This is a genomic window from Kitasatospora sp. NPDC087271 (assembly GCF_044744605.1).
In the GTDB taxonomy this organism is placed as follows: domain Bacteria; phylum Actinomycetota; class Actinomycetes; order Streptomycetales; family Streptomycetaceae; genus Kitasatospora.
Genome location: NZ_JBIUYQ010000019.1, coordinates 96,824 through 121,318, shown reverse-complemented (window position 1 = coordinate 121,318; position 24,495 = coordinate 96,824). Strand labels below are relative to the sequence as shown.

The following is a 24,495-nucleotide window of genomic DNA, read 5'->3' as shown; positions in this document are numbered from 1 at the left end:
GGCGGACGGGAGCCTTGCCCGACGATGCGTCACATGGTGCGCGGCGGGCGGGGGACGCCCTGCCAGCGGTAGAGCATGGAGTCCCACGTGTAGGTGTAGGCGAAGGTGACGTCGAAGCTGGTGGTCCGCTCCAGGTGCGGCTGGCCGGGGGTCTCCGGGTCGAGCCAGGTGGTCGCGCCGTAGACGGACGCCCGCGGGTACACGCAGATCGTCCAGCGGAACCAGCCCGAGGAGAGCTGGACGTCCTGGGACGGCACGTTGCCGCCCGGCGTGCCGAAGCTCCAGGCGTACGTGCCGGCGTCCAGGAACAGCCTCCGCTCGACGCATTGCTGCGCCGGCGTCACCGGGGCCGGCAGCGGCACCAACTGCCCGTAGCCCTGGAGGAATTCACGTTCGGTCGCGGCGGATGCCGTGCCGGCCGTCGGCCCGGCCACCAGGGCGAGCAGGACGGCCGTCAGGGCCGGGATCCAGGAGAGTCTGCGCAGCATGCGTTCCTCCGGCCGGACGGCGGTCCGGCGAGTGTGGACGGAAGTGGTCTACGCCGATCCTGCCGGGCCGGGTGCGGCCGTTCCCATCCCAGACCTCTGGGGTGGCCGCCGGGTCAGTCCTCGCTGCGCCGGTCGGCCGCCAGGGTGGTGAGCAGCCGCTCGATGGCCTCCAGCCGTCGGTGCAGGTCCTCGACGTCGCCGCGGGTGGCGCTCTGCTCGGCGGGCTTGAGGCTGATCACCAGCTGGCCGTCGGGCTCCAGCCGCCCGACCGCGACGTCGCGGATGGTGTCGCCGTTCTGGACGCGGACGGCGTGCTCGATCTCGGACGCGCGCAGCGCCAGCCCGCGCAGTGCGCCCGGGACGAGCTTGCCGTCGCGCACCACGGTGGTCGGGGTGCCCTCCAACAGCCGGGCGGCACGAGGGTCGTGGGCCAGCCAGCGGGTGACGGCGGCGTTCACCGCGATCAGGGTGACCGCGCCGATGGCGCCGCCGAGCAGGCTGTTGTCATTGCCGATGATCGCGTTCTGCACCACGTTGGACAGCAGGAAGACGACCACCATGTCGAAGGTGTTCAGGCCCGCCAGCCCGCGCTTCCCCGCGATCCGGAACAGGATCAGGATCAGGGCGTAGACCGCGATCGTGCGGAGGATCTTCTCCACGATCGGAATCTGGACGATCACCAGGTCGTGCCACATGGCCCCGCTCCTTCAACCCCTCGGCCGGACGGGGCGGCAGCGCCCGGGCCCGACGGTACGCGCCCCGCCGGGCCCCGGCCAGCACCCGGACGAACCCGGGCTTCCGACTAGGAGCGGCGCTTCGGTTTGCCGCGCTTGGCGGCGGCCGCACCCCGGCCGCCCGCCGCGGGCTTCGGCCGGCCCTTCTGCTGGCCGCCCTTGTGCTGACCCGCCTTCTGCTGGCCGGACTTCTGCTGGCCGCCCTTCTGCGGCTGGGACTTGCGCGGCGCCGCGGCCTTCTGGGGCTCGGCCGCCGGCTGGGCGCCGCGCCCGCGCGAGCTGTTGACCGTGCGGCCCCGGACGATGCCGATGAACTCCTCGACCAGGTCCGTCGTGCGCTCCTCCAGCCAGGCGAGCGCCACCTGGGACTGCGGCGCCTCGGCGACCGGCCGGAAGGTGAGGTCCTTGCGGTGGTGCAGCCGGGCCAGCGACTGCGGCACCAGCAGCACGCCGACGTTGGCCGCGACCAGCTCGACGGCGTCGGCGGTGCTCGCCGGGCGCTCGATCGCCGGGCGGCCGGGCAGCCCGCCCGGCCAGCCGAGGGTGTCGTCGAGCGGGTGGAACACCACCTCCTCCGCGAGGTCGCCGAGCGCGACCTCCTCGGCGGCCGCGAGCCAGTGGTCCTTGGGGAAGACCACGACGGTGGTCTCGGCGTAGAGCGGGATCGCGCTGAGCACGTCCCGGTCGACGGGCAGCCGGACGAGCCCGGCGTCCGCGGTGCCCTCGCGCAGGGTCGCCTCGCCGTCCCCGGCCGGGACGGCGAGGAGGTCGAGCGGCACGTCCGGGAGCCGCTCGGACCACACCCGGACCCATTTGCCGGGGGTCACGCCCGGGACGTACGCGAGCCGGAAGGACGGGTTCACCTGCATGTCTGTCACAGGGCAAGGCTACCGACCGTGACCGGGAGCGCCCGCGCACTCCCTTACCCTTGTCACCATGACATCGCTCAAGCAGAAGACCAGCCAGACCATGAAGCCGGCCACCGCCGCCAAGAAGCTGGGGATCTACCTCGACGCGGCGCCGACCGGCTTCCAGGAGGGTGTGGTCTCCCGCGAGGAGCTCAACGCGCTTCAGGCCGACCCGCCGCAGTGGCTCCAGGAGCTGCGCCAGAACGGCCCGCACCCTCGCCCGGTGGTCGCCGCCAAGCTCGGCGTCTCCATCGCCGGCCTGGCCCGCGGCGGCGTGACCGAGGCGCTCACCACCGAGCAGATCGAGGCCGTCAAGGCCGAGAACCCGCTCTGGCTGCAGCACGAGCGCGCCAACCAGGTGGACGTCCGCAAGGAGGCCGCCCGGATCAAGGAGAAGCAGGAGAAGGACGCCGCGGCGCTTGCCGCCAAGGCTGCCAAGGCCGCCAAGGCCGGCTGACCCGCGCGCTCCGGCCGCCGGCCGGGCCCGATTGTCAGACCCCTGCGCAAGGCTGGTGCCGACGTCCGTTCCACGGGCGTCGGCACAGTCGTCGGCGGACATGCGGACAGGGAGCTTGCGGATGGCACAGACAGCAGGGGAAACAGGGGCGGCGGGAGTGCTGGACGGTCGGATCGCCCTGGTCGCGGGGGCGACCCGGGGGGCCGGGCGGGGCATCGCGGTGGAGCTGGGCGCCGCCGGGGCGACGGTGTACGTGACCGGGCGCAGCACCCGCGAGAAGCGCTCGGAGTACGACCGGCCGGAGACCATCGAGGACACTGCGGACCTGGTCACCGCGGCCGGCGGCCTGGGCATCGCGGTGCCGACCGACCACCTGGTCCCGTCCCAGGTGGCCGCCCTGGTGCAGCGGATCGACGCCGAGCAGGGCCGGCTGGACGTCCTGGTGAACGACATCTGGGGCGGCGAGAACCTGTTCGGCTGGAACGTCCCGGTCTGGGAGCACGACCTGGACGACGGCCTGCGGCTGCTCCGCCTCGCGGTGGAGACGCACGCCGTCACCAGCCACCACGCCCTCCCGCTGCTGCTGCGCCGCCCGGGCGGCCTGGTCGTCGAGATGACCGACGGCACCGCCGAGTACAACCGCGACACCTACCGCAACTCGTTCTTCTACGACCTCGCCAAGGCCTCCGTGCTGCGGATGGCCTTCGCTCTCGGCCACGAGCTGGGCCCGCGCGGCGCCACCGCCCTGGCGCTCACGCCCGGCTGGATGCGCTCGGAGATCATGCTGGGCCACTTCGGGGTCACCGAGGAGAACTGGCGCGACGCCGTGGCCCGGGAGCCGCACTTCGGCATCTCCGAGAGCCCGTACTTCGTCGGCCGGGCGGTCGCCGCCCTCGCCGCCGACCCCGAGGTCTCCCGCTGGAACGGCGGGTCTGTGTCCAGCGGGCAGCTGGCCCTGGAGTACGGCTTCACCGACCGCGACGGCAGCCGGCCGGACTGCTGGCGCTACCTGGTCGAGGTGCAGGACGCGGGCAAGCCGGCCGCGCCGGAGGGCTACCGCTGACGGGGCGTCGGCGGCGGCGCACCGGGCGCCGGGGAGAACCGCTTTCCCCGCGCCGCGTATTGACCGCGCCGCCGCCGACTCCGAATAATCGGCGCCACCGGGGCGCCCAGGCAACCCCCGTCACTCTGACCACACCGGACCGGGGAGCGCGCATGACCGACCAACCGCACCACGACGGACCCGCCGCGCTCACCGCCCCCACCGCACTCGCCGCCCTGGCCGAGGAGTACTTCGCCGCCGAGAACGCCCACGCCCCGTTCGACGCGACGCTGAGCGGGGTCGAGGGCTACGCCCACGAGGTGCCCGACCCGTCCCGCGCGGCCGCGCTGCGCCACCGGGACGCGCTGGCGGGCTTCGGGACGCGACTGGCCGCGATCCCGGTGGACGCGCTGGCCGGCGAGGACCTGGTCACCCACCGCGTGCTCGGGCGGCTGATCGACAACGGCACCGGCCGGATCACCCACGGGCTGGGCGACTTCAGCATCTCGGCGACCATCACCGCGCCGCAGAACGAGGCCTTCACCTCGCTCGCCATGACCTCCGTCGACCAGGAGGGCGCCGACGCGTACCTGGAGCGGCTGGCCGGCCTGCCGGGCTACTTCGACGCCGCCCTGCAGCTCCACCTGGACGCCGCGGCCGAGGGCCGCACGCCACTGCGCAGCGGCGTCGACGCCGCCCTCGACCAGCTCGACGCGTACCTGGTCACCGGCCCGGACGACAACCAGCTGCTGCGCGCACTGCACGGCCGCCCGGAGTTCGACCGGGGCCAGGTGATCGTCCGCGACGGCGTGCGCCCGGCTGTGGCCCGCTACCGGGCCGGCCTGGCCCAGCGGCTGGCCGCGGACGCCCGGCCGGACGACCGGGCCGGGGTCTGCCACGTGCCCGGCGGCACCGAGGGCTACGCCGACGCCGTCACGCGCTACACCCGGCCCGGGCTCACCCCGGAGGAGGTCCACCGGATCGGCCTGGACACCCTGGCGCAGCTGCGCGCGGAGTTCGCCGAGCTGGGCGGCAAGGTGCTCGGCATCACCGCCCCCGACGCCGTGCTGGCCGCGCTGCGGGAGGACCGCGCGCTGCGCTTCGACAGCGCCGAGGAGATCATCACCCTGGTCGACGAGGCGCTGGAGCGCGCCCGCCGCGCCTCGGCCGACTACTTCCGGGCCTACCCGATCGCCGACTGCGTGACCCGGGAGATCGACCCGATCGAGGCGGAGACCGGGCCACTGGCCTACTACCAGCCGCCGGGCCCGGGCGGCCTGCCCGGCACCCACTGGATCAACACGCTGCGCCCGCAGACCAGGTTCAGGTACGAGTACGAGGCGATCGCCTTCCACGAGAGCGTGCCCGGGCACCACCTGCAGATCGCCGTCGCCCAGACGCTGCACCACCTGCCGGAGTTCCGGCGCCGGCCGAGCGGCCAGCTGACCGCCCACGTCGAGGGCTGGGGCCTGTACACCGAGCGGCTCGCGGACGAGATGGGGCTGTACAGCTCGGACCTCTCCCGCTTCGGCATGCTGTCGCTCGACGCGCTGCGGGCCGTGCGCCTGGTCGTGGACACCGGGCTGCACCACTACGGCTGGTCCCGGGAGCGGGCGATCGCCTTCATGCGGGACAACACGGCCACCACCGAGGCCAACGTCCGCAACGAGATCGACCGCTACCTCGCCTGGCCGGGCCAGGCGACCGCGTACCTGATCGGCCGCCGGGAGATCGTCCGGCACCGCGAGCGCGCGCAGGCGTCGCTGGGCGCCCGGTTCGACATCCGGGAGTTCCACCACCAGCTGATCGGGCACGGCAGCCTGCCGCTGGGAGTGCTGGACACGCTGGTCACGGACTGGATCGCGACGCGGTAGGGCCCGTCGACGCAGTGGGGCCCACCGCTGCGGGGCCGGGTTCAGCCCCGCAGCGGCACCGCGGTCAGAAGCCGACCACCCGGAGGGACGAGCCGTCGCCCTTGGGCCCGACCAGGTACACCTCGGCCACCTCGTAGCCGGTCAGGGTCACCGCACCGGCGAACTTCCGCTGGACGGCGTCGTAGCCGAGAACCCGGCCGCCTCGGCTGCCCAGGCGCACGGCCCAGGGACCGTACCGGTCGACGATTCCGCACGCCCTGAGCGGTCCTCCCGCGCCCGGACGTGCCGTCACCCCTTCGGCCCCTCCAGGCGGTAGTGTCCGCTGGCGCGGCAACCGGCAGGTCCGTCGGCCCGCCCCGCGCCCCACCGCCCCGATCTGGAGGAACCCGTGCCGGCTCCCGCCCGCGCCGCCCTGGCCATAGCCGTGGCCGCCCTGCTCGCCGCAGCCTCAGGCTGCTCGTCCGGCGGCGGCCACACTGCCCGGCCGGCCGGACACGGCCCGGCCTCTTCCGCCGCCGGCGCCCCGCCCGCAGCCGACGCCGCAGCCGCCGGAGCGCCGCCCGCCCCGGCGGCGATCGTCACCGGCGCCGGCCCGAAGAGCTCCTACGACGTCCAGCCGCAGCCCGCGCCGGGCAGCTGCACGTACCGCTACACCGCGGACAAGCAGCCGCTGCCCGACCCGAAGTGCACCCCGGGCGCGATCAGCCCGGCGGTCAACCAGGGCAACATCAACGACACCATCTGCAAACCGGGCGGCTACACCTCGACGATCCGCCCGCCGGCAAACATCACCGGCAAGGAGAAGGCCGAGAACGCCAAGTCCTACGGCTACACCGGCCCGATGGGCGACGCCGAGTACGACCACCTGATCAGCCTGCAACTCGGCGGCGACCCCAACGACCCGCGCAACCTGTGGGTGCAGCCGCCCTCCCCCGGCCATGTCCCGGGCAAGGGCCCCAACAACCCCAAGGACTCGGTGGAGACGCACCTGCACACCGCGATCTGCAAGGGCCAGGCCACCCTCGCCGCCGCCCAGCAGGCCATCGCCACCGACTGGACCACAGCCGAGGCCAAACTCGGCATCAAGTCCGGCGGCTCCCCCACCCCGGCCGCCGACACCGACGGGGACTGACCGCCCCTGGGGCCCGTCTCGGCGACGTCGGCGGGGGTGCCGGCGCGGCCCACCAGGGCGTCCGCGACCTCCCCGGCGTGAACTCCTCACCCCGACCGGCGCCGACCCGTCCGTGCGTCAGTCCGTCTCGGCGACGTAGTAGGCGCGCATCAGCTCGGCCGACCAGACGGGCTGACGGACCTCTCCGCGCGGGCCGAACTCGGCCAGGTAGGGCTTGATGTCGAGCACCGGCGTGCCGGCCACCGCGTCCAGCCCGGTCACGTGCAGGTCCAGGCCCTCCACCCGGACCAGTCGGCAGCGCGAGACGCCGAGCCGGTTGGGGCGGTTCTTGCCGCGCTGGGCGAAGATGCCGACCAGCGGCCAGTCCGGGTTGCCGCGCGGGCGCCGGGCACCGGTCTCCACCCTGTCGGCCGGCACCCGGTCGAAGTGGTACACGATCTCCAGGTGCGAGAAGTCCGCCAGCCCGTACAGCGCCTCCTCGCCGAACTGCGCGCCGTCCACCCGGATCACCGCCCCGACGCTCCCCCAGCCGTCGTCCCGGACGTCCTCCCGACCGCCGACCACCCATGCCACCGGACGCGATGTCACCTCGTCCACGCCGTCCCCCTTCGATGTCGAAGCCTGTTCCCCGTACGTAACCACGCCCCCGCCCGGGTCGTCACCGGGGGCTGCCGACGGTGGTGTCCCCACCCGGCCTGAAGGCACGCCCTACGCCGGGGTGGCGGGCGGGCGGCGCTTGTGCTCGGTGCGGCGGTAGTGGCCGAGGACGGTGCGGAAGACCTCCTCGCTCACCGGCCGCTCCTCCAGGAAGTCGTCCAGGGCCTCGTAGGGGACGCCGAGGGCGTCCTCGTCGGGGCGGCCGGGGGCGAGGTTCTCCAGGTCGGCGGTGGGGGTCTTGTGGACGAGGTCCGCCGGAGCCCCCAAGGCCTCGGCCAGGGAGCGGACCTGACGCTTCGTCAGTCCGTCCAGGGGCATCACGTCGGCGGCGCCGTCACCGTACTTGGTGAAGAAGCCGACGGCCGCCTCGGCGGCGTGGTCGGTGCCGACGACCAGGCCGCCGGTGGCGCCCGCGACCGCGTACTGGGCCACCATCCGCTGGCGGGCCTTGACGTTGCCGCGGACGAAGTCCTCGTGGGAGCGGTCGGCGAAGGTGAGGCCGGCGGACGCCAGCGCGTCGAGGGCGGCGTCGGTCGCGGGCCTGATGTCGACGGTCAGGGTCCGGTCCGGCTGGATGAAGTCGAGTGCGCGGCGGGCGTCCGCCTCGTCCGCCTGGGTGCCGTAGGGCAGCCGCATGGCGCAGAACTCGGCCTGGTGTCCGGCGGCGCGCAACCGGTCGACGGCGAGCTGGCAGAGCCGCCCGGCGGTGGTGGAGTCGACGCCGCCGCTGATGCCGAGCACCAGTGTGCGGGCGCCGGCCGCCCGGAGCTGGTCGGCGAGGAAGTCGGCCCGGCGCTCGGCCTCCTGCTCGGGGCTGGGGACGGGGGCCACCCGTAGGGTGCGGGCGATCTCCCGCTGGAGGTCGGCGGACAGGGTTTCGGTCATATCGACTCCCGGGTGAAGGTGACACGGTGGGTGCCCGCCCTGGACGCTACCAGCGGGTTCGACGCGTTCGACGAGGTGGTGTCGGTGCCGCGGCTGGCCGGGGCGAGCGCCTACGCGGGGTGCCGCAGGATGTCGAGGACGACGGCGCCGTCGACGGTCTCCTGGGCGACCAGCAGGGCGGCCAGTTCGTCGAGGTGGTGGCGGTGTTCGCGGAGCAGGTCGACGGCGCGGCGTTCGGCGCGGCGCAGCAGGCGGGCCACCGCCTCGTCGACGGCGCGCTGGGTCTGCTCGGAGTACGGGCGGCGGAACAGGTCCTCGGGGCCGTCGCCGAGGTAGTTCGGGGAGCCGCTGGAGTAGCCGACCGGGCCGAGTTCCGGGGAGAGGCCGAATTCGCGGACCATCCGGGTGGCGACGCCGGTGGCGTGGGCGAGGTCGTTGGCGGCGCCGGTGGAACCCTCGCCGAAGACCACCAGCTCGGCTGCCCGCCCGCCGAGTTGGACGGTGATCAGGTCGATCAGGTAGCCCTCGGTGTACAGGTGGCGTTCCGCTTCGGGGAGTTGTTCGGTCGCGCCGAGGGAGACGCCGGCCGGGAGGATGGTCACCTTGGCGACGGGGTCGGCGTGTTCGCACAGCGCGGCGGTCAGGGCGTGCCCGGACTCGTGGACGGCGACGGCGTGGCGCTCCTCGGGCAGCAGCGCGTTGGAGGAGTCCCGGCGGCCGAGCAGGACGCGGTCGCGGGCGGTGTCGAGGTCGTCTGCGGTGAGGGTGGCGCGGTCGGCGCGGACGGCGTTGATGGCGGCCTCGTTGACCAGGTTGGCGAGGTCGGCGCCGGAGAAGCCGGGTGTGCCGCGGGCGATGCGGTTCAGGTCGGCATCGGGGGCGAGGGTCTTGCCGCGGACGTGGACGGCGAGGATCGCGGCCCGTTCCGCCTGGTTGGGCAGCGGGACGGTGACCTGGCGGTCGAACCGGCCGGGGCGCAGCAGGGCCGGGTCGAGGGCGTCCGGGCGGTTGGTGGCGGCGATGACGACGATGCCGGTGGTCGGGTCGAAGCCGTCCATCTCGGAGAGCAGCTGGTTGAGGGTCTGTTCGCGCTCGTCGTTGCCGCCGAGCCGGGTGCCGCCCGCGCGGCGCCCGCCGACGGCGTCGATCTCGTCGATGAAGATGATGGACGGCGCGCGTTTGCGGGCCTCGTCGAAGAGGTCGCGGACGCGGGAGGCGCCGACGCCGACGAACATCTCGACGAAGCCGGAGCCGGTCACGGAGAGGAAGGGCACCTCGGCCTCTCCGGCGACGGCCCTGGCGAGCAGGGTCTTTCCGGTGCCGGGCGGGCCGACCATGATCACCCCGCGCGGGCCCTTGGCGCCGGCGGCGGCGTAGCGTTCGGGGCTGCGCAGGAAGTCGACCACCTCGCTGACCTCCTGCTTGACGCCCTCGTACCCGGCGACGTCGGCGAAGCGGGTGGCGGGCCGCTCGGCCTCGATGATCTTGGCGCGGGAGCGCCCGATGGCACTCAGGCCGCCGCCGAGCGAGCGGGCGGCCATCCGGCCGGACCACAGGAACAGCCCGCCGAAGAGCAGCAGCGGCAGGAACAGCAGCAGCGTGGACCAGATCGAGCTGCCGCCGCTGCGGCTGGCGGTGACGTCGACGTGCTGACCGGCCAGCTCGCCGCTGAGCTGGGAGGTGTCCAGGGCGGTCGGGATCTGGCTGGTGAAGTGCGTGCCGTCCTTGAGGGTGCCGGTGACCCCGCCGGTGTCGGTGATGTCCACGGTCTTCACCTGCCCGGCGCCGACCCGGTTGAGGAAGTCGGTGTAGCCGTAGCTGGCGCCGGTCGAGCCGGAGCGCGAGAACAGGATGAGGAGCAGCAGGGTCACCAGGACGGCGACGGGCAGCAGCCAGCGGCGCATCGCGGGCGCGGGCGGCTTGGGCGGCGGAGGGCCGCCGGGGGTGCGGGGCCGCTCGGGGCCCCTGCCCGGGGGCGGCGGGGTCGCGGGGTGGCGGGCAGCGCGCAGCCGGATTCGGGTGATCATCCACGCTCACCGCCTCTCCGCCGCCGGGCCCTCCTCTCCATGGTGGGGGGAGAAGGGCCCGGACGGGAGGTTCAGGACGAACCGGTCGGCCCCGGCGCGGGGGCCGGCGGCGCCGTCAGGAGAAGTCGAGCGAGCCGGTCCGGGTCCGCTTGAGCTCGAAGAAGTTCGGGTAGCTGGCCAGCAGCCGCACCCCTTCGAAGACCCGGACGGCGTCCTCGCCGCGCGGGATGGCGCTCAGCACCGGGCCGAAGAAGGCGACGCCGTCGACGTGGATGGTCGGCGTGCCGACCTCCTCGCCGACCGGGTCCATGCCCTCGTGGTGGCTCTTGCGCAGCGCGACGTCGTACGCCGTGCTGTCGGCCGCGGCGGCGAGTTCCTCCGGCAGTCCGGCCGCGACCAGGGCCTCCCGGATGACGGCGTCGTCGGCGGGCCGGTCCTGGTCGTGCAGGCGGGTGCCGAGTTCGGTGTACAGGTCGCGCAGCACGTGCTCGCCGTGCTGTTCGGCGGCGGCGATGCAGACCCGGACGGGGCCCCAGCCGGTGGTCATCAGGCGCTGGTAGCGCTCGGGCAGGTCGGTGCGGCCCTCGTTGAGGACGGACAGGCTCATCACCCGGAACGTGAGGTCGAGCTCGCGGTGGCGCTCGACCTCCAGGATCCACCGGGAGGTGATCCAGGCGAACGGGCAGATCGGATCGAAGTAGAAATCGACTTTGGTGGTCACGGTGAAGAGCCTAGGCGCCGAGTGGACCGCTTTCCAGGGCCAATCGATCACCATCGTGGTGGGCCACTTCTCAGCTGCAGGTCTTCCCGTCGGCCGGCACGGTGCCGTCCAGCAGGTAGGCGTCCACGGCCTGCTTCAGGCACGGGTCGCCGGTGTTGTAGCCGCCGTGGCCCTCACCTTGGAGGGTGATGTTGACGCCGACGCCCGGGCCGAGCTGCTGCGCCATCGCGTGGGCGCCCTCGACCGGGGTGGCCGGGTCGCCGGTGGTGCCGACCACCAGGATCGGGGCCGCGCCGGCGGCGGAGACGTCCGGGTGGTCGGCCTTGCCCGGCACCGGCCAGCCGGTGCAGCTCGTCAGGCCCCAGGCGGAGTAGGGACCGAACACCGGGGAGGCGGTGCGGAACTGCGGCAGCTGCTGTTCGACGTCCTGGTCGGAGTAGCGCTGCCGGGCGTCCACGCAGTTGATCGCCCGGTTGGCGGCGCTCAGGTTGGTGTAGCGCCCCTGCGGGTCGCGCCCGAACATCGCGTCGGAGAGCTGGAGCAGTGTGTTGCCGGTGCCCTGCTGCATCGCCTCGGTGAGCCCGGCGGCCAGGACGGGCCAGGTCTCCTCGCTGTACAGGGCCGCGGCGATCCCGGTGACGGCCAGGGTCTCGGTGAGCTGCCGCCCGCTGGTGGTGGGCAGCGGGGACTGCTCCAGCTTCTGCAGCAGCGCCGTGACCGCCGCCGTGCCCTCGACACCGCCGGCACCCGTCGGGCAGGCGGCGGCCTCCTCGGCGGCGCAGGCCTTCATGAAGTTGTCGAACGCGAGCTGGAAGCCCTGGGCCTGGCCGAGCGCGGCCTGCTGCGGGTCCTTCGTCGGGTCGACGACCGAGTCCAGGACGATCCGACCGACCTCCTGCGGGAACAGGTGCGCGTAGACGCCGCCGAGCTGGGTGCCGTAGCTGATGCCGAAGTAGAAGAGCTTCTGGTCGCCGAGCACCTGCCGCATCAGGTCGAGGTCGCGGGCGGCGCTCTCGGTGTCCACGTAGGGCAGCACCGGACCGGAGTTGTGCTCGCAGGCGGCGGTGAACTGCGCGTTGCTGGCGTCCAGCGCCTTCACCGCGTCGGGGGTCCCGGGGGTGTTGTCGATTTCCAGGCTGGTGTCCATCGCCTTGTCGTCCAGGCAGCTCACCCCGGCGCTGGCGCCGACCCCACGGGGGTCGAAGCTCACCAGGTCGTAGCGGGCGTTGAGGGAGGCGTAGTCGGCGGCGAGGGCGGGCAGCGTGGCGACGCCGGAGGCGCCGGGGCCGCCGAAGTTGAACAGCAGCGAGCCGATCCGGTGCTTCTCGTCCTTCGCCCGGCTCCGGATCATGGCCAGGTCGATGGTCGGGCCGTCCGGCTTGCCGTGGTCGAGCGGCGCCTTGAGGGTGGCGCACTGCCAGTCACCGGCGGGCGCGGTGCCGCTGCCCTGCGCGGGGCTGGGGGCCGGGCAGGCCTGCCAGTCGAGCCGCTGGGCCGCGAGTCCGGTCGCGGACGCGGCGGGCGAACCGGGCGAGCCGGCCGGGGAGGCCGGGGAGGTCGGCGCGGGCTCGACGGCGGAGCGGGCGTCGCCCTGGCAGCCGGTGGCGGAGGCGAGCAGCAGCGCGGCCAGGCCGAAAGCGCCGGCGCCGCGGACGACGGTGTGCATGGAGCGGTCCACCTCTCGGGTTACCGGGCACGCCCCGGCGTACGGCGGGGCGGCGTGCGCCCCGGCGCTCGGCACGGTCAACGCACCACAGACCCTAGGGGCGGTGGGGCGGTCGCGCCCGTCGGAAGGCCCGGTGGAGGGGCGTGCGCCGGTCCGGCTGCCACCCGCCGTCCGGGTGAGGTGACCCCCGCTCCCGCGGCCCTCGGCGGCCGGCAGCGTCCGGATCGCCCACTACCTGGCGTCGCATGCTATCTTGCATCGCATGGTACCTGGCATCACACACCACGACGGCGACGCCGGTGCGGCCGACGGGCCGGTGGCGACGCAACTGCGCAAGGGCGTGCTGGAGTACTGCGTCCTGGCCCTGCTGCGGGACGGCCCCCGGTACGGGGTGGAGCTGCTGCAGGAACTCGGCCGGTTCCCGATGCTGGCGACCAGCCAGGGCACCATCTACCCCCTGCTGTCCCGGCTGCGCCGGGCCGGCCTCGCCGACACCTTCCTGCGCGACTCGGCCAGCGGCCCGTCCCGCCGGTACTACACCCTCACCGACACCGGCCGCAGCGCACTGGAGGAGTTCACCACGCTGTGGCCCGCCTTCCGCGAAACCGTCGACCACGTCCTGGCCCCGGGAGAGAACCCGTGAACAACCCCATCGAGCACCCCCTGGTCCGCGCCCACCTGGACGCGGTCGCCCGGTACACCGCCCCGCTGCCCGAGGAGCGCCGCCGCGAACTGCTCGCGGACCTGCGCGAGCACGTCGAGGTCTCGCTCGCCGAGTGCGACCCCGCCGACGAGGCCGCCGTCCGGCGGGTCCTGGAGCAGCTGGGCAACCCCCGGCAGATCGCCGACGCCGCGCTCGACGAGGAGGGCGGCGCCCGACCGGAGCCGGAGAGCCGCGGCCGCACCGTCCGCACCCTGGTCTTCGCGGTGCTGCCGGTTCCGCTGTCGTTCGTCCCGGTCGTCGGGCCCCCGCTCGCGCTGGCCGCCGCCGTCATCGCCGCGAGCAGGGTCTGGCGGTCCACGCAGTGGAGCCGCCGGGAGAAGCGGCTGGCGGCCCTGCTGCTGCTCTCCCCCGTCCTGGTCACTCCGCTGGCCGGCATCGCCGCCGCCGTCGTGTCCCCGGTCGGCCTGACCGCGGCAGCCGTCCTCGCCGCCTGCGCGGTGGGCTTCTGCCCCGCCCTGCTCGCGGCGTTCTTCCTGGCCCGGTCCGCCGCCCGGCTGCGCAACGCCGCGCTCATGGCCTGAACCGGCTTCATCAATCAACACCGACGTTTCGCCAGCCCCCCCTGGTGATGTTGGAGACCGCCCCCCCACATGCAAGGGAGGCGGTCTCCACACGTCGGAGGCTCGCGCTTGCACGCGTGCCTGCCCGGCGACTAATGTCTTACCTGTTTCTCACCATCAAATCCGTTTTTGGCCAAGGCCGTTCATACGGTTAACGGAAACCCGCATACAGTGTGCGGGCTCGGAGAATCCGAACCGCCGCCCCCTCGATCTGGGGGCTTTTCCATTACGCGGGAATCAAGGCAACTCACTTTACCGTCAGGCTCGTTGACCCAGTTCTCCGGCGGCTGCTTTGCTTCTCGGCGGCCGAGGCGGGCCTGTTTCCCCCCGGTGATCCGTTGTGCGGCGGGTCATCCAGGCGTTCCACCGCCTCCGGCCTCTCCCTGTCCTTCGCGACCACCCGTCACCCACCGGTGCCCGGGCGGTCGGCATGAGAGAGGCAACCCTCACATGGGCCGAACCCCCACGTTCCGTCACGCCGGACGGGCGGCGCTCACCGGCGTCGCCGCGCTCGCCCTCGCGGCGGCCGGCTTCACCGCGGCACCCGCCCAGGCGCAGCCCGACGACGCCGCGCACCCCGCGGCGTCGGCGAACCACCCGTACCGGCACGGCGCCGTCCCGCTGCGCGGCCACCAGGCCGCACCGAGCGCCACCTCCGCCAACAACCTCAACTACGGTGGCGGGGCGGGCAGTCCGAGCATCGGCGTGACCACCGGACCGGAGCACGTCTACCTGGTGTTCTGGGGCTCCCAGTGGGGCAGCTCCGGCACCGACGCCAACGGCAACACCACGCTCAGCGGCGACGCCAAGGGCATGGCCCCGCGCCTCCAGCAGCTGTTCAAGGGCATCGGCGCGGGCGGCGAACTCTGGTCCGGCGTCATGACGCAGTACTGCGAGGGCGTCGCCACCGGCTCCCAGACCTGCCCGGGCAGCTCCGCGCACGTCGCCTACCCCACCGGCGGCGCGCTCGCCGGCGTCTGGGTGGACACCTCCGCCGCGGCGCCCGCCTCCGCGACCGGCAACCAGATCGGCGCCGAGGCGGTCAAGGCGTCCGGCCACTTCGGCAACACCACGGCCGCGGCCAACCGGAACGACCAGTACGTCGTCGTCTCCCCCACCGGCACCACCCCCGACGGCTTCAACACCGCGTCCGGCAACTTCTGCGCCTGGCACGACTACACCGGCGACACCACGCTCACCGGCGGCGCCGTCTCCTCCCCGTACGGCGAACTGGCCTTCACCAACCTGCCGTACGTGACCGACGCGGGCTCCGGCTGCGGCCAGGGCTTCGTCAACGCGGGGACGGCCGGCACCCTGGACGGCGTCACCATCGTCGAGGGCCACGAGTACGCCGAGACCATCACCGACCAGAACCCGGCCGGCGGCTGGACCGACAGCAGCGGCGCCGAGAACGGCGACAAGTGCGCCTGGGTCAGCAGCGGCCAGGGCGCGTCGGCGAACGTCGGCTTCACCACCGGCAGCTTCGCCATGCAGTCGACCTGGGCGAACGACTTCAACAGCGGTGCGGGCGGCTGCGAGATGTCCCACCCGATCGTCGGCGGCACGACCGGCAACACCGTCACCGTCACCAACCCTGGCGCCCAGGCCGGCACCACCGGCAAGGCCGTCAGCCTCCAGATCGCGGCGACCGACAGCGCCTCCGGCCAGACCCTCACCTACACGGCGAGCGGCCTGCCGGCCGGCCTGTCCATCTCCGCCTCCGGCCTGATCAGCGGCACCCCGACCACCGCCGGCACGGCGAGCGTCACGGTCACCGCCAAGGACGCCACCGGCGCCTCCGGCTCCGCCGCCTTCGGCTGGACCGTCACCTCCGCGGGCGGCGGCGGCCTCACCAACGGCGGCTTCGAGACCGGCACCCTGAGCGGCTGGACCTCCACCGGCAGCGCCGCCGCCGCCAGCGCCGCCAAGCACACCGGCGGCTACGGTGCGATGCTCGGCTCCACCGGCCCCACCACCACGTCCACGGCCGGCCAGACCTTCACCGCCCCGGCCGGCAGCAGCAAGGTCGCCTTCTGGTACGACGTCACCTGCCCGGACACCGTCACCTACGACTGGGCGACCGCCACCCTCAAGGACAACACCACCAACACCACGACCACGGTGCTCGCCAAGACCTGCACCAGCGGCCTCGGCTGGAAGTCCGCCTCCGGCACCGTCACCCCGGGCCACAGCTACACGCTCACCCTCACCAACGTGGACGACAACTACCCGGGCGACCCGACCTACACCTACTACGACGACGTGACCGTCTCCTGACCACCGCCCGTCCACGCCCCTGACGCCGCCGGGGCGGGCCACCACGGCCCGCCCCGGCGGCACCGCGCCCCGGCACCGCTGCGCCCCGCACCCCGTGAAGGAGGAGAGCCGTGACCGTGCGAACGCTCGCGGCGGCGGCCCTGCTCGCCCTGGCGGCCGGCTGCTCGTCGAACACCGGCCCCACCACGCCGGGCCCGCCCGCCCTGGTCCTCGACGAGCACGCCGACGGCACGACCGTGCGGGTGGCACCCGGCACCGTCATCCGGGTCGAGCTGCACAGCACCTACTGGTCCCCGGCCGCCGGCGACAGCCCGCGGACGCTGCGTCCGACCGCCACCGCGACCATCCCCGCCCCCTCCTGCCGGCCGGGCGGCGGCTGCGGCCAGGTCACCGCGGGCTTCCTCGCCGCCGCCCCCGGCACCGCCCGTCTCTCCGCCCACCGCACCACCTGCGGCGAGGCGCTGGCCTGCCCGCCCGGGCAGCGGGCCTTCACCGTGACGGTGACCGTCGGCTGACGGTCAGTGCTGGACGCCGGCGGACAGCGAGAAGTCCGCGAAGTAGGCGCGCTGGGTGCTCGCCGGGCCCCAACTGGTGTCGTGGCCACCGTAGAAGGTGGAGAAGAACACGCCGCCGAAGGGGATCCTGCCGATGCCCGAGGCCACCCCGCGCGCCGCGTAGACCTGGCGGCCGTCGTACCAGACGGTGACGTCCCCGGTGCCGCGGTCGACCAGCTGCTCGACGCTGTGCCACGCGCCGTCGGCCTGGAACCGCCAGTCACCGAGCCCCTCGTCCACCCCGTAGCCGGTCGGACCGGAGTTGGTCGGGGTGTAGAGGTAGACCTCGCCGTTGTCCGGCACGCCCTTGGCGCCGCGCCACATGTAGCGCGTCGACCAGCCCGCGCCGTGGTTGCCGCCCGACTCCTCGCCGATCTTGCCGCCGTACAGCCCGGGCAGCTTCCCCGCCTTGCCCCAGTCCCGGCCGGCCGGGAACTTGAGGGAGTACTTCAGGTCCAGCGTCTGGCCCTGGGCCAGGGCGGACAGGCCCAGGGTGGTCAGATCCGTGTAGAACTGGCCGCCGCCCGGGTTCGGGCAGTCGGTGCACTGGTTGGAGGAGGACCCGGCGCCGTAGGTGACCTGGAGCGCCGAGCCGCCCCCGGGAGCGGCCGCGTCGTCGACCGCGCTCAGGTCCGAACCGCCCCACGTCCCCTGGTCGACCGCGCCCCAGGCGTGCTTCCACTGGTCCGTCCCGTAACCGCGGAACTGGCCGGTCCAGGCCGCCTTCCCGCTCGCCACCGCGGCCGGCGCGGCTCCCCCGACTCGCTCGGACCCCGAGGCGGCCGGCGCGGCGATCGAGGCCGCGGCGGGCGACGTCGACGGGGCGCAGGCGGCCAGGGCGACGGCTGCGAGCGCCGCTCCGAACACACGACGAGTGCTTTTCATGACTGCCCCTCCTGACAGGACCGGGCCGGGACGGCCCGCCCGCTCCATGTGACGCTCCGCCACCGGGTCACAGTAGCGGCGCCCGAGGTGACGTGACCATCACACTCCCGGGTGACGGCGGGACGGTTCCCGGCCCCCGGCCCTCCCGATGCGGGCCATGCGGAGATGTGCGAGGTGCGAGGTGGCGATCCGGCCGCGAAGATTCCTCCGAACGTCCGGCGGAGGACGTCAAGACCGCGGCGACGGCTCCGACCACCGGTCGAGGAGCCCAGCCGGGCCCGCGAACCACGAGGAGCACGAGGAGCACGAGATGAAGTTCCTGATCAGCCTGCACATCAACCCGGCCGTGATGGACGCGCTGACCGACGAGGAGAAGGCGGCGATCGGCCACGGCCACGGCGAGTTCATCGAGGCGCTGAAGGCGTCCGGAGAGCTGATCACCACCCAGGCACTGGCCGATCCGGCCCAGGCCGCCGTGGTGACCGTCCGCAACGGCCAGCCGGTGGTGACCGACGGCCCGTTCCTGGAGGCCAAGGAGTACCTGGGCGGCTTCTACCTGATCGACTGCGAGGACAAGGAGCGGGCGATCGCGCTGGCGGCGCTGATCCCGGACACCGCGATCGAGGGCCTGGGGGTCGAGGTGCGGCAGGTGATGTTCGCCGACGGACACTTGGAGGCATGACAGCACCGGACTTCGAGGACCTGCTGCGTGCGCTCACGCCGCAGGTCCTCGGCACCTTGGTTCGCCGGTACGGCCGGTTCGAAGGGTGCGAGGACGCCGTCCAGGAGGCCGTCCTCGCCGCCACCGTGCAGTGGCCGTCCGAGGGCATGCCCGACAATCCGCACGGCTGGCTGGTGACCGTCGCCGCCCGGCGGCTCATCGACCAGCTGCGCCGCGACCGCGCGCGCCGCGAACGGGAGTCGGCGACGGCCGCCGAGGTGGTGCCGCCGGAGGTGCCGGACACCGACGACACGCTCGTCCTGCTGTTCCTGTGCTGCCATCCGACGCTCACCGCGGCCTCCCGGACCGCCCTGACGCTGCGGGCGGTCGGCGGTCTGACCACCGCCGAGATCGCCCGCGCGTTCCTGGTGCCGGAGGCCACCATGGCGGCCAGGATCAGCCGGGCCAAGCAGCGCATCAGGGCCGCCGGCAGCTCGTTCGCCCTGCCGGACGGCGCGGAGCGCGAGGAACGGCTGCGGGTCGTGCTGCACGTGCTCTACCTGATCTTCAACGAGGGCTACACCGCCACCTCCGGACCGGAGTTGCACCGCCCCGACCTCGCGCGCGAGGCGATCCGGTTGACCAGGACGGTGCACGCGCAGTTGCCCGGGGACGACGAGGTCACCGGGCTGCTCGCACTGATGCTGCTGACCCACGCGCGCCGGGAGGCGCGGACCACCCCGGCCGGCGACCTGGTGCCGCTGGACGAGCAGGACCGCAAGACCTGGGACCGGGCGCTGATCGACGAGGGCGTCGCACTGGTCGAGGCGGCGCTGGCCGGCCCGACCCTGGGGCCCTACCAGTTGCAGGCCGCCATCGCGGCCACGCACGCCGACGCGGCCACCGCCGAGGAGACCAACTGGCCCCAGGTGCACGCCCTCTACCTGATCCTGGAACGGATCGCGCCCAACCCGATGGTCACCCTCAACCGGGCGATCGCGCTCGCCGAGACCGACGGCCCGGCCGCCGGACTGGCCCTGCTGTCCGCCCTGGACGGTGACGGGCGGATGGCCGGGCACCACCGGCTGCTGTCCGTCCGGGCGCACCTGCTGGAGAAGGCCGGCGACCCGGCCGGCGCCCACGAGCACTACCGGCGCGCCGCGAAGGCCACCGCCAGCCTCGCCGAGCGGCGCTACCTGGAGGCCCGGGCGAGCCGAACGAGACAGGCCCCGGGGTCCTGACCTTCCGCCGCGCCCAAAACCCGTGGCGTCGGACCGGCCGGCGCGGGACCCTGATGACCATGCTCATCACCGAGTGCCGCTCCGCCGACGTCACCCTGCTGGACACCCACCTGCCGTCGCCCTTCCGGACGTCGTTCCACGCGCAGCGCTTCGCCCGCCAGACGGCCGGCCGCAGCACCTACCTGATCGCCTGGCGTGACGGCATCCCGGTCGGAAGCAGCGAGGTCCGCTGGAACGGGTGCGCCGCCGCCGAGGTCCGACTCGCCGTGCCGGACTGCCCGGAGATCAACGGCCTGTCCGTCGCCGAGCCGCTGCGGGGCACCGGCTTCGGCACCGCGCTCATCGGTCACGCCGAGCGGCTGGCCCACGCCGGAGGCGCCGGGCGGATCGGTCTTGGTGTCGACGAGCACGACAATCCCCGGGCCGCGGCGCTGTACGCCCGGCTCGGGTACCGTCCGGTGGTCCGCTACGTCGACCGCTGGTCCTACACGGACTGGCAGGGGGTGGACCACGACGTCGAGGATCCCTGCGTCTTCCTCGTCAAGCCGCTCGACCGGGCCGCCTGACCCGCCGCAGCTCGACGGCCCGGCAGTTCCGCCGCCGGCCTCAGCGGCCCCGTGGTTCCAGCGCCAGGGCTCAACTGCCCTGCGGCTCCATCCCCGGCCTGCCCCGCACCGCGTACGCCGGCAGCCGCAGCTCGCCGAGGACGGCCCGGGGCAGGCTCAGCCCGAACCGCCGCCCGACCACGCCGAGGGTGCGGCGGCGCACGGCCACGGGCGGATCGCCCCCGGGGCCGCGGGTGATCCCGTCGGGCGCCAGGACGCCCGCGGCGACCAGCTCGGGGACCAGCAGGTCGGGCTCCCGGCCCCAGCGCCAGCGCTCCTCGGCGAGGCCGAACCCGCACAGCACGGCGCCGTCGCGGGCGTAGTCGAGCAGCGCGGGCGGGTGGTCCGGCATCGGGCGGAAGTGGACCACCTCGACCCCGTCGCGCGCTATCTCGGTGAGCCGTTCGCCGCCGGTGGAGTCGCCGTACTCGACCGCGAAGGACCAGTCACCGGACTCGCCGACCCGGATCACGCCGTCGCCGTCGTCGCTCGGGCGGAACACCTCGATGTCGAGGTCCCACACCTCGGTGCCGCTGAGCGGCCCGGCCGCGGCGGCCGGATCGGCGCCCATCCGGCGGGCGAGCTCCTGCGGCGGTATCCCCCGGGCGAACAGGACGCCGTCGACGGAGCACCCGGCGTCCGCGAGCCACCGGATGCCCTCCTCGCCCCCCGCCCCTTCGCTACCGTCCGTCATGACGCCCCCTCACCTCGCGCCGGCCCGCGTGGCCGGGCCGCCGGTCCGCACCCTAACGGACGCCACTGACACTGATAGTGGTAACCGGGTCTCCGGTGGTCGTGGCCCTGCCACTGACTGACGCCCTGCCGGGCTGTCCTCCGGTCGTTCCGTCCGGCTGCCGGGGCCCGTTCCCAAGGCCCCGGCCGGGCGGAGCATGACCTTATGGGAGCCTGGCCAGAGGCCCCCTCAGTGTCCTGTCCGCCCCATCCGGCGGAGCCCGCATCGACGCAGGTCGGGGGTTATCCCCCCGAGGAACCCGGCGGTCGGCCCCAGCGCGCCGCACCCCCGCCGCGAACGATGATCTTCTCACCGAGCTTTCGGGACAAGAAAACTGAGGAGAGATCATGACCACGGCGAACAGGCGAACGGTCGGCCGACGCGGACTCATCGCGGTGACGGTGGCGGCCGCCGGCACCGCCCTGCTGGCCCCGGTGGCCTCCGCCGCCCCTGCGGCGGACGGCCAACGGAGCACGGTGGTCCGCGCGTTGGAGCGGTCCGCGCACCCGCTGCGGTCGACCGAGCCCGGCGGCAGCACCAGCGACCTGCGGGCGCTCGGCGCGATGGTCGGGGACGCCAAGGTGGTGGGCCTCGGCGAGGCCACGCACGGCTCGCACGAGTTCTTCACCATGAAGCAGCGGGTCTTCCGCTACCTGGTCCAGGAGAAGGGCTTCACCACCTTCGCCCTGGAGATGAGCTGGTCGGCGGGCCTGAAGATCGACAAGTTCCTCCAGGACGGCAAGGGCGACGCCCGGCAGATCGTCAAGGACGAGCTGGGCCAGTCGCCTTGGGAGCGCCAGGAGTTCGTGGACCTGATCAGCTGGATGCGCGAGTACAACCGCCAGCACCCGGAGCGCCCGGTCCACTTCATGGGCGACGACGTCGGCGCCCCCAAGCTCGGCGAGGAGGTCTTCGCCCGGGTCGACGCCTACCTGCGCAAGGCCGACCCCTCGGCCCTGGCGCGCGTGGACGGGCTGTACGCGGGCCTGCGCCCGCTCGACGACACCGTCGGCTACCTGAAGCGGCCGGTGGCCGAGCGGAAGGAGAACGCCGCCAAGGCGCAGCAGGCGCTGGACCTGGTCACCGCCGCCAGGGGCAACGGCGGCGAGGAGTACGACTGGGCCGTGCAGCACGCCCGCATCATCGCCCAGACCTTCGCCTTCGCCACCTTCGAACTCACCGACCCGGCCTCGGTGAACGCCGCGGAGGTCATCCGCGACCAGGCCATGGCCGACAACACCGCGTGGTGGCAGCGCCGCACCGGCGACCGGATGCTGCTCTCGGCCCACAACGGGCACGTCGGCTACCTGGCCAGCGATCCCGAGATGTACCCCAGGACGCAGGGCGCGATCCTGCGCGACACCTTCGGCCCGGAGTACATGAACATCGGGTTCACCTTCGACCGGGGCTCCTTCCTCACCATGGGCGCCGCCCTCGACACCGACTGGGAGAAGAACACCGTGCCCCCGGCCACGCCCGGCATGAACGAGTACACCCTGGACCAGGTCCGCCGCCAGGACTACTACGTCGACCTGCGCACCGCCCCGCGCGTGGTCCGCGACTGGCTGGACACCGCCCGCCCCGTCTACGAGGCCGGGTCCACGTTCACGAAGGACCCGCTGCCCTCCGTCGCCCTCGGGCGGGCCCACGACGTCCTCGTCCACCTCCACCAGGTCCACGAGGCCGGGAAGCTCTGACCGGGCTCCGGCCCCGCCCCGGATCGGCGGCCCGGCCTCAGGCCGGCGGGGCCGCCGTCTCGGGGAACGCCCGGTCCAGCAGCGCGCCCAGGGCGGCCCGGTCCTGAGCGGAGAGCTGTTCCAGCGCGGTCAGGCCGGACATCAGGTCGGCCCGGATCAGCCGGACGGTCTGCTCGCCCCGGTCGGTCAGGGCGATGCTCTTGACCCGGCGGTCGGCGGGGTCGGTCTCGCGGCGGACCAGGTCGCGGCCCTCCAGCCGGTCGACGATGCCGGTGACGTTGGAGGCGTCACAGGACAGCAGACCGGCGAGGGCGCGCATCGAGCGCGGCCGGGTGAGCAGGCTGAGGGTCTTGCCCTGCATCAGGGTCAGCCCGTGCCCGGCCGCGGCGGAGGCGAAGTGGCGGTAGTAGGCCGCGGCCACCCGGGCGAGCTGATCCATCAGCTCGCCCGGCGTGGCCGGTGGGTCCGGGTGGGAGTTCTGGTGCACGGTTCGAGCATAGGCACATTGCTTGACACCCTCAACCATTGAGGTTTACCGTCCAAGAATGCTTGAGGTCATAAACCATCGACGACCTCAAGGCAGCTGGAAGGACCGCGAGACCCTCATGAACCACACCCCCGCCGCCACCCCGGATGCCGCTACCGAAGCCGCCCCGGAGACCGCCGCCGCCACGGTCACCCGCCTGCGCGCCACCTTCGACACCGGCCGGACCAAGCCGCTCGCCTGGCGCCAGGCCCAGCTGGCAGCACTGCGCTCGCTGCTCACCGAGCAGTCCGAGGCGTTCCTCCAGGCCCTGCACGAGGACCTCGGCAAGAGCACCGCCGAGGCCTTCCGCACCGAGATCGGCTTCACGCTCAACGAGCTCGACCACACCGTCACCCACCTGGAGCAGTGGCTGCGGCCGAAGCCCGCCGCCGTGCCCGAGTTCTTCCAGCCCGCCGCGGCCCGCGTGGTGCGCGACCCGCTCGGCGTGGTCCTGATCATCGCGCCCTGGAACTACCCGCTCCAGCTCGCCCTGTCCCCGCTGGTCGGTGCACTGGCCGCCGGGAACGCGGCCGTCCTCAAGCCCAGCGAGCTCGCCCCCGCGACCTCCGCCGCGCTCGCCCGACTGCTCCCGCGCTACCTCGACCCGGCGGCCGTCGCGGTCGTCGAGGGCGCCGTCCCGGAGACCACCGCGCTGCTGGAGCAGCGCTTCGACCACATCTTCTACACCGGCAACGGCGCCGTCGGCCGGATCGTCATGGCGGCCGCCGCCCGGCACCTGACCCCGGTCACCCTGGAACTCGGCGGCAAGAGCCCGGTGGTGGTCGAACCCGGCGTCGACCTCGCGGTCACCGCCCGGCGGATCGCCCGGGGCAAGTTCCTCAACGCCGGCCAGACCTGCGTCGCCCCCGACTACGTCCTCGCCATCGGCGAGAGCGCGCCCGCGCTGGAGGCGCACCTCGCCGACGCCGTCCGGGAGCTGTACGGGGACGACCCGGCGACCGGCGACGGGTACGGCCGGATCGTCAACGAGCGCCACTTCGACCGGCTCACCGCGCTGCTCGGCGACGGTCGGACCGTCACCGGCGGCACCCACGACCGCGCCGACCGCTACCTCGCCCCGACCGTCCTCGCCGACGTCTCCCCCGAGGCCCCCGTGATGCGGGCGGAGATCTTCGGCCCGATCCTCCCCGTCGTCTCCGTGCCCGACCTCGACGCGGCGATCGCCTTCATCAACGAGCGCGACAAGCCGCTCGCCCTCTACGCCTTCACCGAGTCCGCGCACACCAAGCAGCGGCTGACCGAGGAGACCTCCTCCGGCGCGCTCTCCTTCGGGCTGCCGGTCTCCCACCTCGCCATGCCCGAGCTGCCGTTCGGCGGCGTCGGCGAGAGCGGCATGGGCCGCTACCACGGCGAGTACTCCCTCGACACCTTCAGCCACGCCAAGGCCGTCGTCGACAAGCCCCTCGCCTGACCGCTCCCC

General features: G+C 73.7%; 25 protein-coding genes. 13 read left to right on the top strand and 12 right to left on the bottom strand.

All coding sequences use genetic code 11. The annotated features are described in order from the left end of the window. Positions 1 to 29: 29 nt before the first annotated feature. The 3 genes from ACIO9K_RS27825 to ACIO9K_RS27815 all read right to left on the bottom strand — a co-directional run bounded on the left by ACIO9K_RS27825 (position 30) and on the right by ACIO9K_RS27815 (position 2,091). The gene (locus ACIO9K_RS27825; RefSeq protein WP_363585791.1) at positions 30 to 488 is read right to left on the bottom strand and encodes a hypothetical protein; all 459 of its coding nucleotides are present in this window, start codon (positions 486 to 488) and stop codon (positions 30 to 32) included. 113 nt (positions 489 to 601) lie between these two features. Beyond that, positions 602 to 1,183, bottom strand: a complete 582-nt coding sequence (locus tag ACIO9K_RS27820) for a YetF domain-containing protein (protein ID WP_363624516.1) — start codon at positions 1,181 to 1,183, stop codon at positions 602 to 604. A 107-nt stretch (positions 1,184 to 1,290) separates the two neighbouring features. Continuing rightward, positions 1,291 to 2,091, bottom strand: a complete 801-nt coding sequence (locus tag ACIO9K_RS27815; RefSeq protein ID WP_400334134.1) for a LysR family substrate-binding domain-containing protein — start codon at positions 2,089 to 2,091, stop codon at positions 1,291 to 1,293. 67 nt (positions 2,092 to 2,158) lie between these two features. Between ACIO9K_RS27815 and ACIO9K_RS27810 the strand changes: the two genes are divergently transcribed. The 3 genes from ACIO9K_RS27810 to ACIO9K_RS27800 all read left to right on the top strand — a co-directional run bounded on the left by ACIO9K_RS27810 (position 2,159) and on the right by ACIO9K_RS27800 (position 5,503). Further along, positions 2,159 to 2,587, top strand: coding sequence for a DUF5997 family protein (locus tag ACIO9K_RS27810; RefSeq protein ID WP_363624519.1), 429 nt, complete (start codon positions 2,159 to 2,161; stop codon positions 2,585 to 2,587). Positions 2,588 to 2,708: 121 nt separating this feature from the next. Next, entirely contained in the window at positions 2,709 to 3,650 is a 942-nt protein-coding gene (locus ACIO9K_RS27805; protein ID WP_400334044.1) for an SDR family oxidoreductase, read from the top strand. Positions 3,651 to 3,802: 152 nt separating this feature from the next. After that, on the top strand, positions 3,803 to 5,503 hold the full coding sequence (locus ACIO9K_RS27800) for a DUF885 domain-containing protein (RefSeq protein ID WP_400334041.1): 1,701 nt from the start codon (positions 3,803 to 3,805) through the stop codon (positions 5,501 to 5,503). 64 nt (positions 5,504 to 5,567) lie between these two features. On the opposite strand, the gene ACIO9K_RS27795 is transcribed toward ACIO9K_RS27800, so the two are convergent. Then, on the bottom strand, positions 5,568 to 5,723 hold the full coding sequence (locus ACIO9K_RS27795) for a hypothetical protein (RefSeq protein WP_400334038.1): 156 nt from the start codon (positions 5,721 to 5,723) through the stop codon (positions 5,568 to 5,570). 168 nt (positions 5,724 to 5,891) lie between these two features. Here ACIO9K_RS27795 and ACIO9K_RS27790 point away from each other — a divergent pair, with 168 nt between their 5' ends. Next, positions 5,892 to 6,635 (top strand): hypothetical protein, encoded by a 744-nt coding sequence (locus ACIO9K_RS27790; protein WP_363624525.1) that lies wholly within the window; start codon positions 5,892 to 5,894, stop codon positions 6,633 to 6,635. Between the two features lie 117 nt (positions 6,636 to 6,752). Here the strand turns inward: ACIO9K_RS27790 and ACIO9K_RS27785 are convergent, their stop codons facing one another. From ACIO9K_RS27785 to ACIO9K_RS27765, 5 genes are all read right to left on the bottom strand, one after another. Further along, positions 6,753 to 7,223 carry an SAM-dependent methyltransferase gene (locus ACIO9K_RS27785; RefSeq protein WP_400334131.1) on the bottom strand — a complete coding sequence of 157 codons (471 nt, stop codon included), beginning with the start codon at positions 7,221 to 7,223 and terminating at the stop codon, positions 6,753 to 6,755. A 120-nt stretch (positions 7,224 to 7,343) separates the two neighbouring features. Then, complete coding sequence (nadE, locus tag ACIO9K_RS27780; protein WP_363624527.1) at positions 7,344 to 8,177, bottom strand: ammonia-dependent NAD(+) synthetase; 834 nt, start codon at positions 8,175 to 8,177, stop codon at positions 7,344 to 7,346. A 110-nt stretch (positions 8,178 to 8,287) separates the two neighbouring features. Beyond that, positions 8,288 to 10,204: an ATP-dependent zinc metalloprotease FtsH gene (gene ftsH / locus ACIO9K_RS27775; protein WP_363585800.1), complete on the bottom strand. Its 1,917-nt coding sequence runs from the start codon at positions 10,202 to 10,204 to the stop codon at positions 8,288 to 8,290. Positions 10,205 to 10,319: 115 nt separating this feature from the next. Continuing rightward, positions 10,320 to 10,979: a DsbA family protein gene (locus tag ACIO9K_RS27770; protein ID WP_400334032.1), complete on the bottom strand. Its 660-nt coding sequence runs from the start codon at positions 10,977 to 10,979 to the stop codon at positions 10,320 to 10,322. Between the two features lie 16 nt (positions 10,980 to 10,995). Next, the gene (locus ACIO9K_RS27765; protein WP_400334029.1) at positions 10,996 to 12,591 is read right to left on the bottom strand and encodes an alpha/beta fold hydrolase; all 1,596 of its coding nucleotides are present in this window, start codon (positions 12,589 to 12,591) and stop codon (positions 10,996 to 10,998) included. A gap of 262 nt (positions 12,592 to 12,853) precedes the next feature. Between ACIO9K_RS27765 and ACIO9K_RS27760 the strand changes: the two genes are divergently transcribed. The 4 genes from ACIO9K_RS27760 (at position 12,854) to ACIO9K_RS27745 (ending at position 16,667) form a co-directional block, all read left to right on the top strand. Then, positions 12,854 to 13,234: a PadR family transcriptional regulator gene (locus ACIO9K_RS27760; RefSeq protein WP_363624535.1), complete on the top strand. Its 381-nt coding sequence runs from the start codon at positions 12,854 to 12,856 to the stop codon at positions 13,232 to 13,234. Continuing rightward, positions 13,231 to 13,836 carry an HAAS signaling domain-containing protein gene (locus ACIO9K_RS27755; protein ID WP_400334026.1) on the top strand — a complete coding sequence of 202 codons (606 nt, stop codon included), beginning with the start codon at positions 13,231 to 13,233 and terminating at the stop codon, positions 13,834 to 13,836. Before ACIO9K_RS27760 ends, ACIO9K_RS27755 begins: the two co-directional genes overlap by 4 nt. A gap of 489 nt (positions 13,837 to 14,325) precedes the next feature. Further along, positions 14,326 to 16,152, top strand: a complete 1,827-nt coding sequence (locus tag ACIO9K_RS27750; protein WP_400334023.1) for an Ig domain-containing protein — start codon at positions 14,326 to 14,328, stop codon at positions 16,150 to 16,152. A gap of 110 nt (positions 16,153 to 16,262) precedes the next feature. Further along, complete coding sequence (locus ACIO9K_RS27745; protein WP_400334020.1) at positions 16,263 to 16,667, top strand: hypothetical protein; 405 nt, start codon at positions 16,263 to 16,265, stop codon at positions 16,665 to 16,667. 3 nt (positions 16,668 to 16,670) lie between these two features. On the opposite strand, the gene ACIO9K_RS27740 is transcribed toward ACIO9K_RS27745, so the two are convergent. After that, the gene (locus tag ACIO9K_RS27740; protein ID WP_400334016.1) at positions 16,671 to 17,591 is read right to left on the bottom strand and encodes a polysaccharide lyase; all 921 of its coding nucleotides are present in this window, start codon (positions 17,589 to 17,591) and stop codon (positions 16,671 to 16,673) included. Between the two features lie 310 nt (positions 17,592 to 17,901). On the opposite strand from ACIO9K_RS27740, the gene ACIO9K_RS27735 reads away from it, so the two are divergent. The 3 genes from ACIO9K_RS27735 to ACIO9K_RS27725 are packed head-to-tail and all read left to right on the top strand — an operon-like array spanning position 17,902 to position 20,059. Next, positions 17,902 to 18,273 carry a YciI family protein gene (locus ACIO9K_RS27735; RefSeq protein WP_350883944.1) on the top strand — a complete coding sequence of 124 codons (372 nt, stop codon included), beginning with the start codon at positions 17,902 to 17,904 and terminating at the stop codon, positions 18,271 to 18,273. Beyond that, the gene (locus ACIO9K_RS27730; protein WP_400334012.1) at positions 18,270 to 19,493 is read left to right on the top strand and encodes an RNA polymerase sigma factor; all 1,224 of its coding nucleotides are present in this window, start codon (positions 18,270 to 18,272) and stop codon (positions 19,491 to 19,493) included. Before ACIO9K_RS27735 ends, ACIO9K_RS27730 begins: the two co-directional genes overlap by 4 nt. Positions 19,494 to 19,552: 59 nt before the next feature. After that, a complete protein-coding gene (locus ACIO9K_RS27725) occupies positions 19,553 to 20,059 on the top strand; it encodes a GNAT family N-acetyltransferase (protein WP_400334009.1) in 507 nt (168 codons plus the stop codon). Between the two features lie 70 nt (positions 20,060 to 20,129). On the opposite strand, the gene ACIO9K_RS27720 is transcribed toward ACIO9K_RS27725, so the two are convergent. Further along, the gene (locus ACIO9K_RS27720) at positions 20,130 to 20,792 is read right to left on the bottom strand and encodes a DUF6461 domain-containing protein (RefSeq protein ID WP_363624548.1); all 663 of its coding nucleotides are present in this window, start codon (positions 20,790 to 20,792) and stop codon (positions 20,130 to 20,132) included. A gap of 386 nt (positions 20,793 to 21,178) precedes the next feature. On the opposite strand from ACIO9K_RS27720, the gene ACIO9K_RS27715 reads away from it, so the two are divergent. Beyond that, the gene (locus ACIO9K_RS27715; protein ID WP_400334005.1) at positions 21,179 to 22,528 is read left to right on the top strand and encodes an erythromycin esterase family protein; all 1,350 of its coding nucleotides are present in this window, start codon (positions 21,179 to 21,181) and stop codon (positions 22,526 to 22,528) included. 37 nt (positions 22,529 to 22,565) lie between these two features. On the opposite strand, the gene ACIO9K_RS27710 is transcribed toward ACIO9K_RS27715, so the two are convergent. Further along, a complete protein-coding gene (locus ACIO9K_RS27710; protein ID WP_400334002.1) occupies positions 22,566 to 23,015 on the bottom strand; it encodes a MarR family winged helix-turn-helix transcriptional regulator in 450 nt (149 codons plus the stop codon). A gap of 118 nt (positions 23,016 to 23,133) precedes the next feature. Between ACIO9K_RS27710 and ACIO9K_RS27705 the strand changes: the two genes are divergently transcribed. Continuing rightward, complete coding sequence (locus ACIO9K_RS27705; RefSeq protein WP_400334128.1) at positions 23,134 to 24,486, top strand: aldehyde dehydrogenase family protein; 1,353 nt, start codon at positions 23,134 to 23,136, stop codon at positions 24,484 to 24,486. Positions 24,487 to 24,495: the final 9 nt, after the last annotated feature.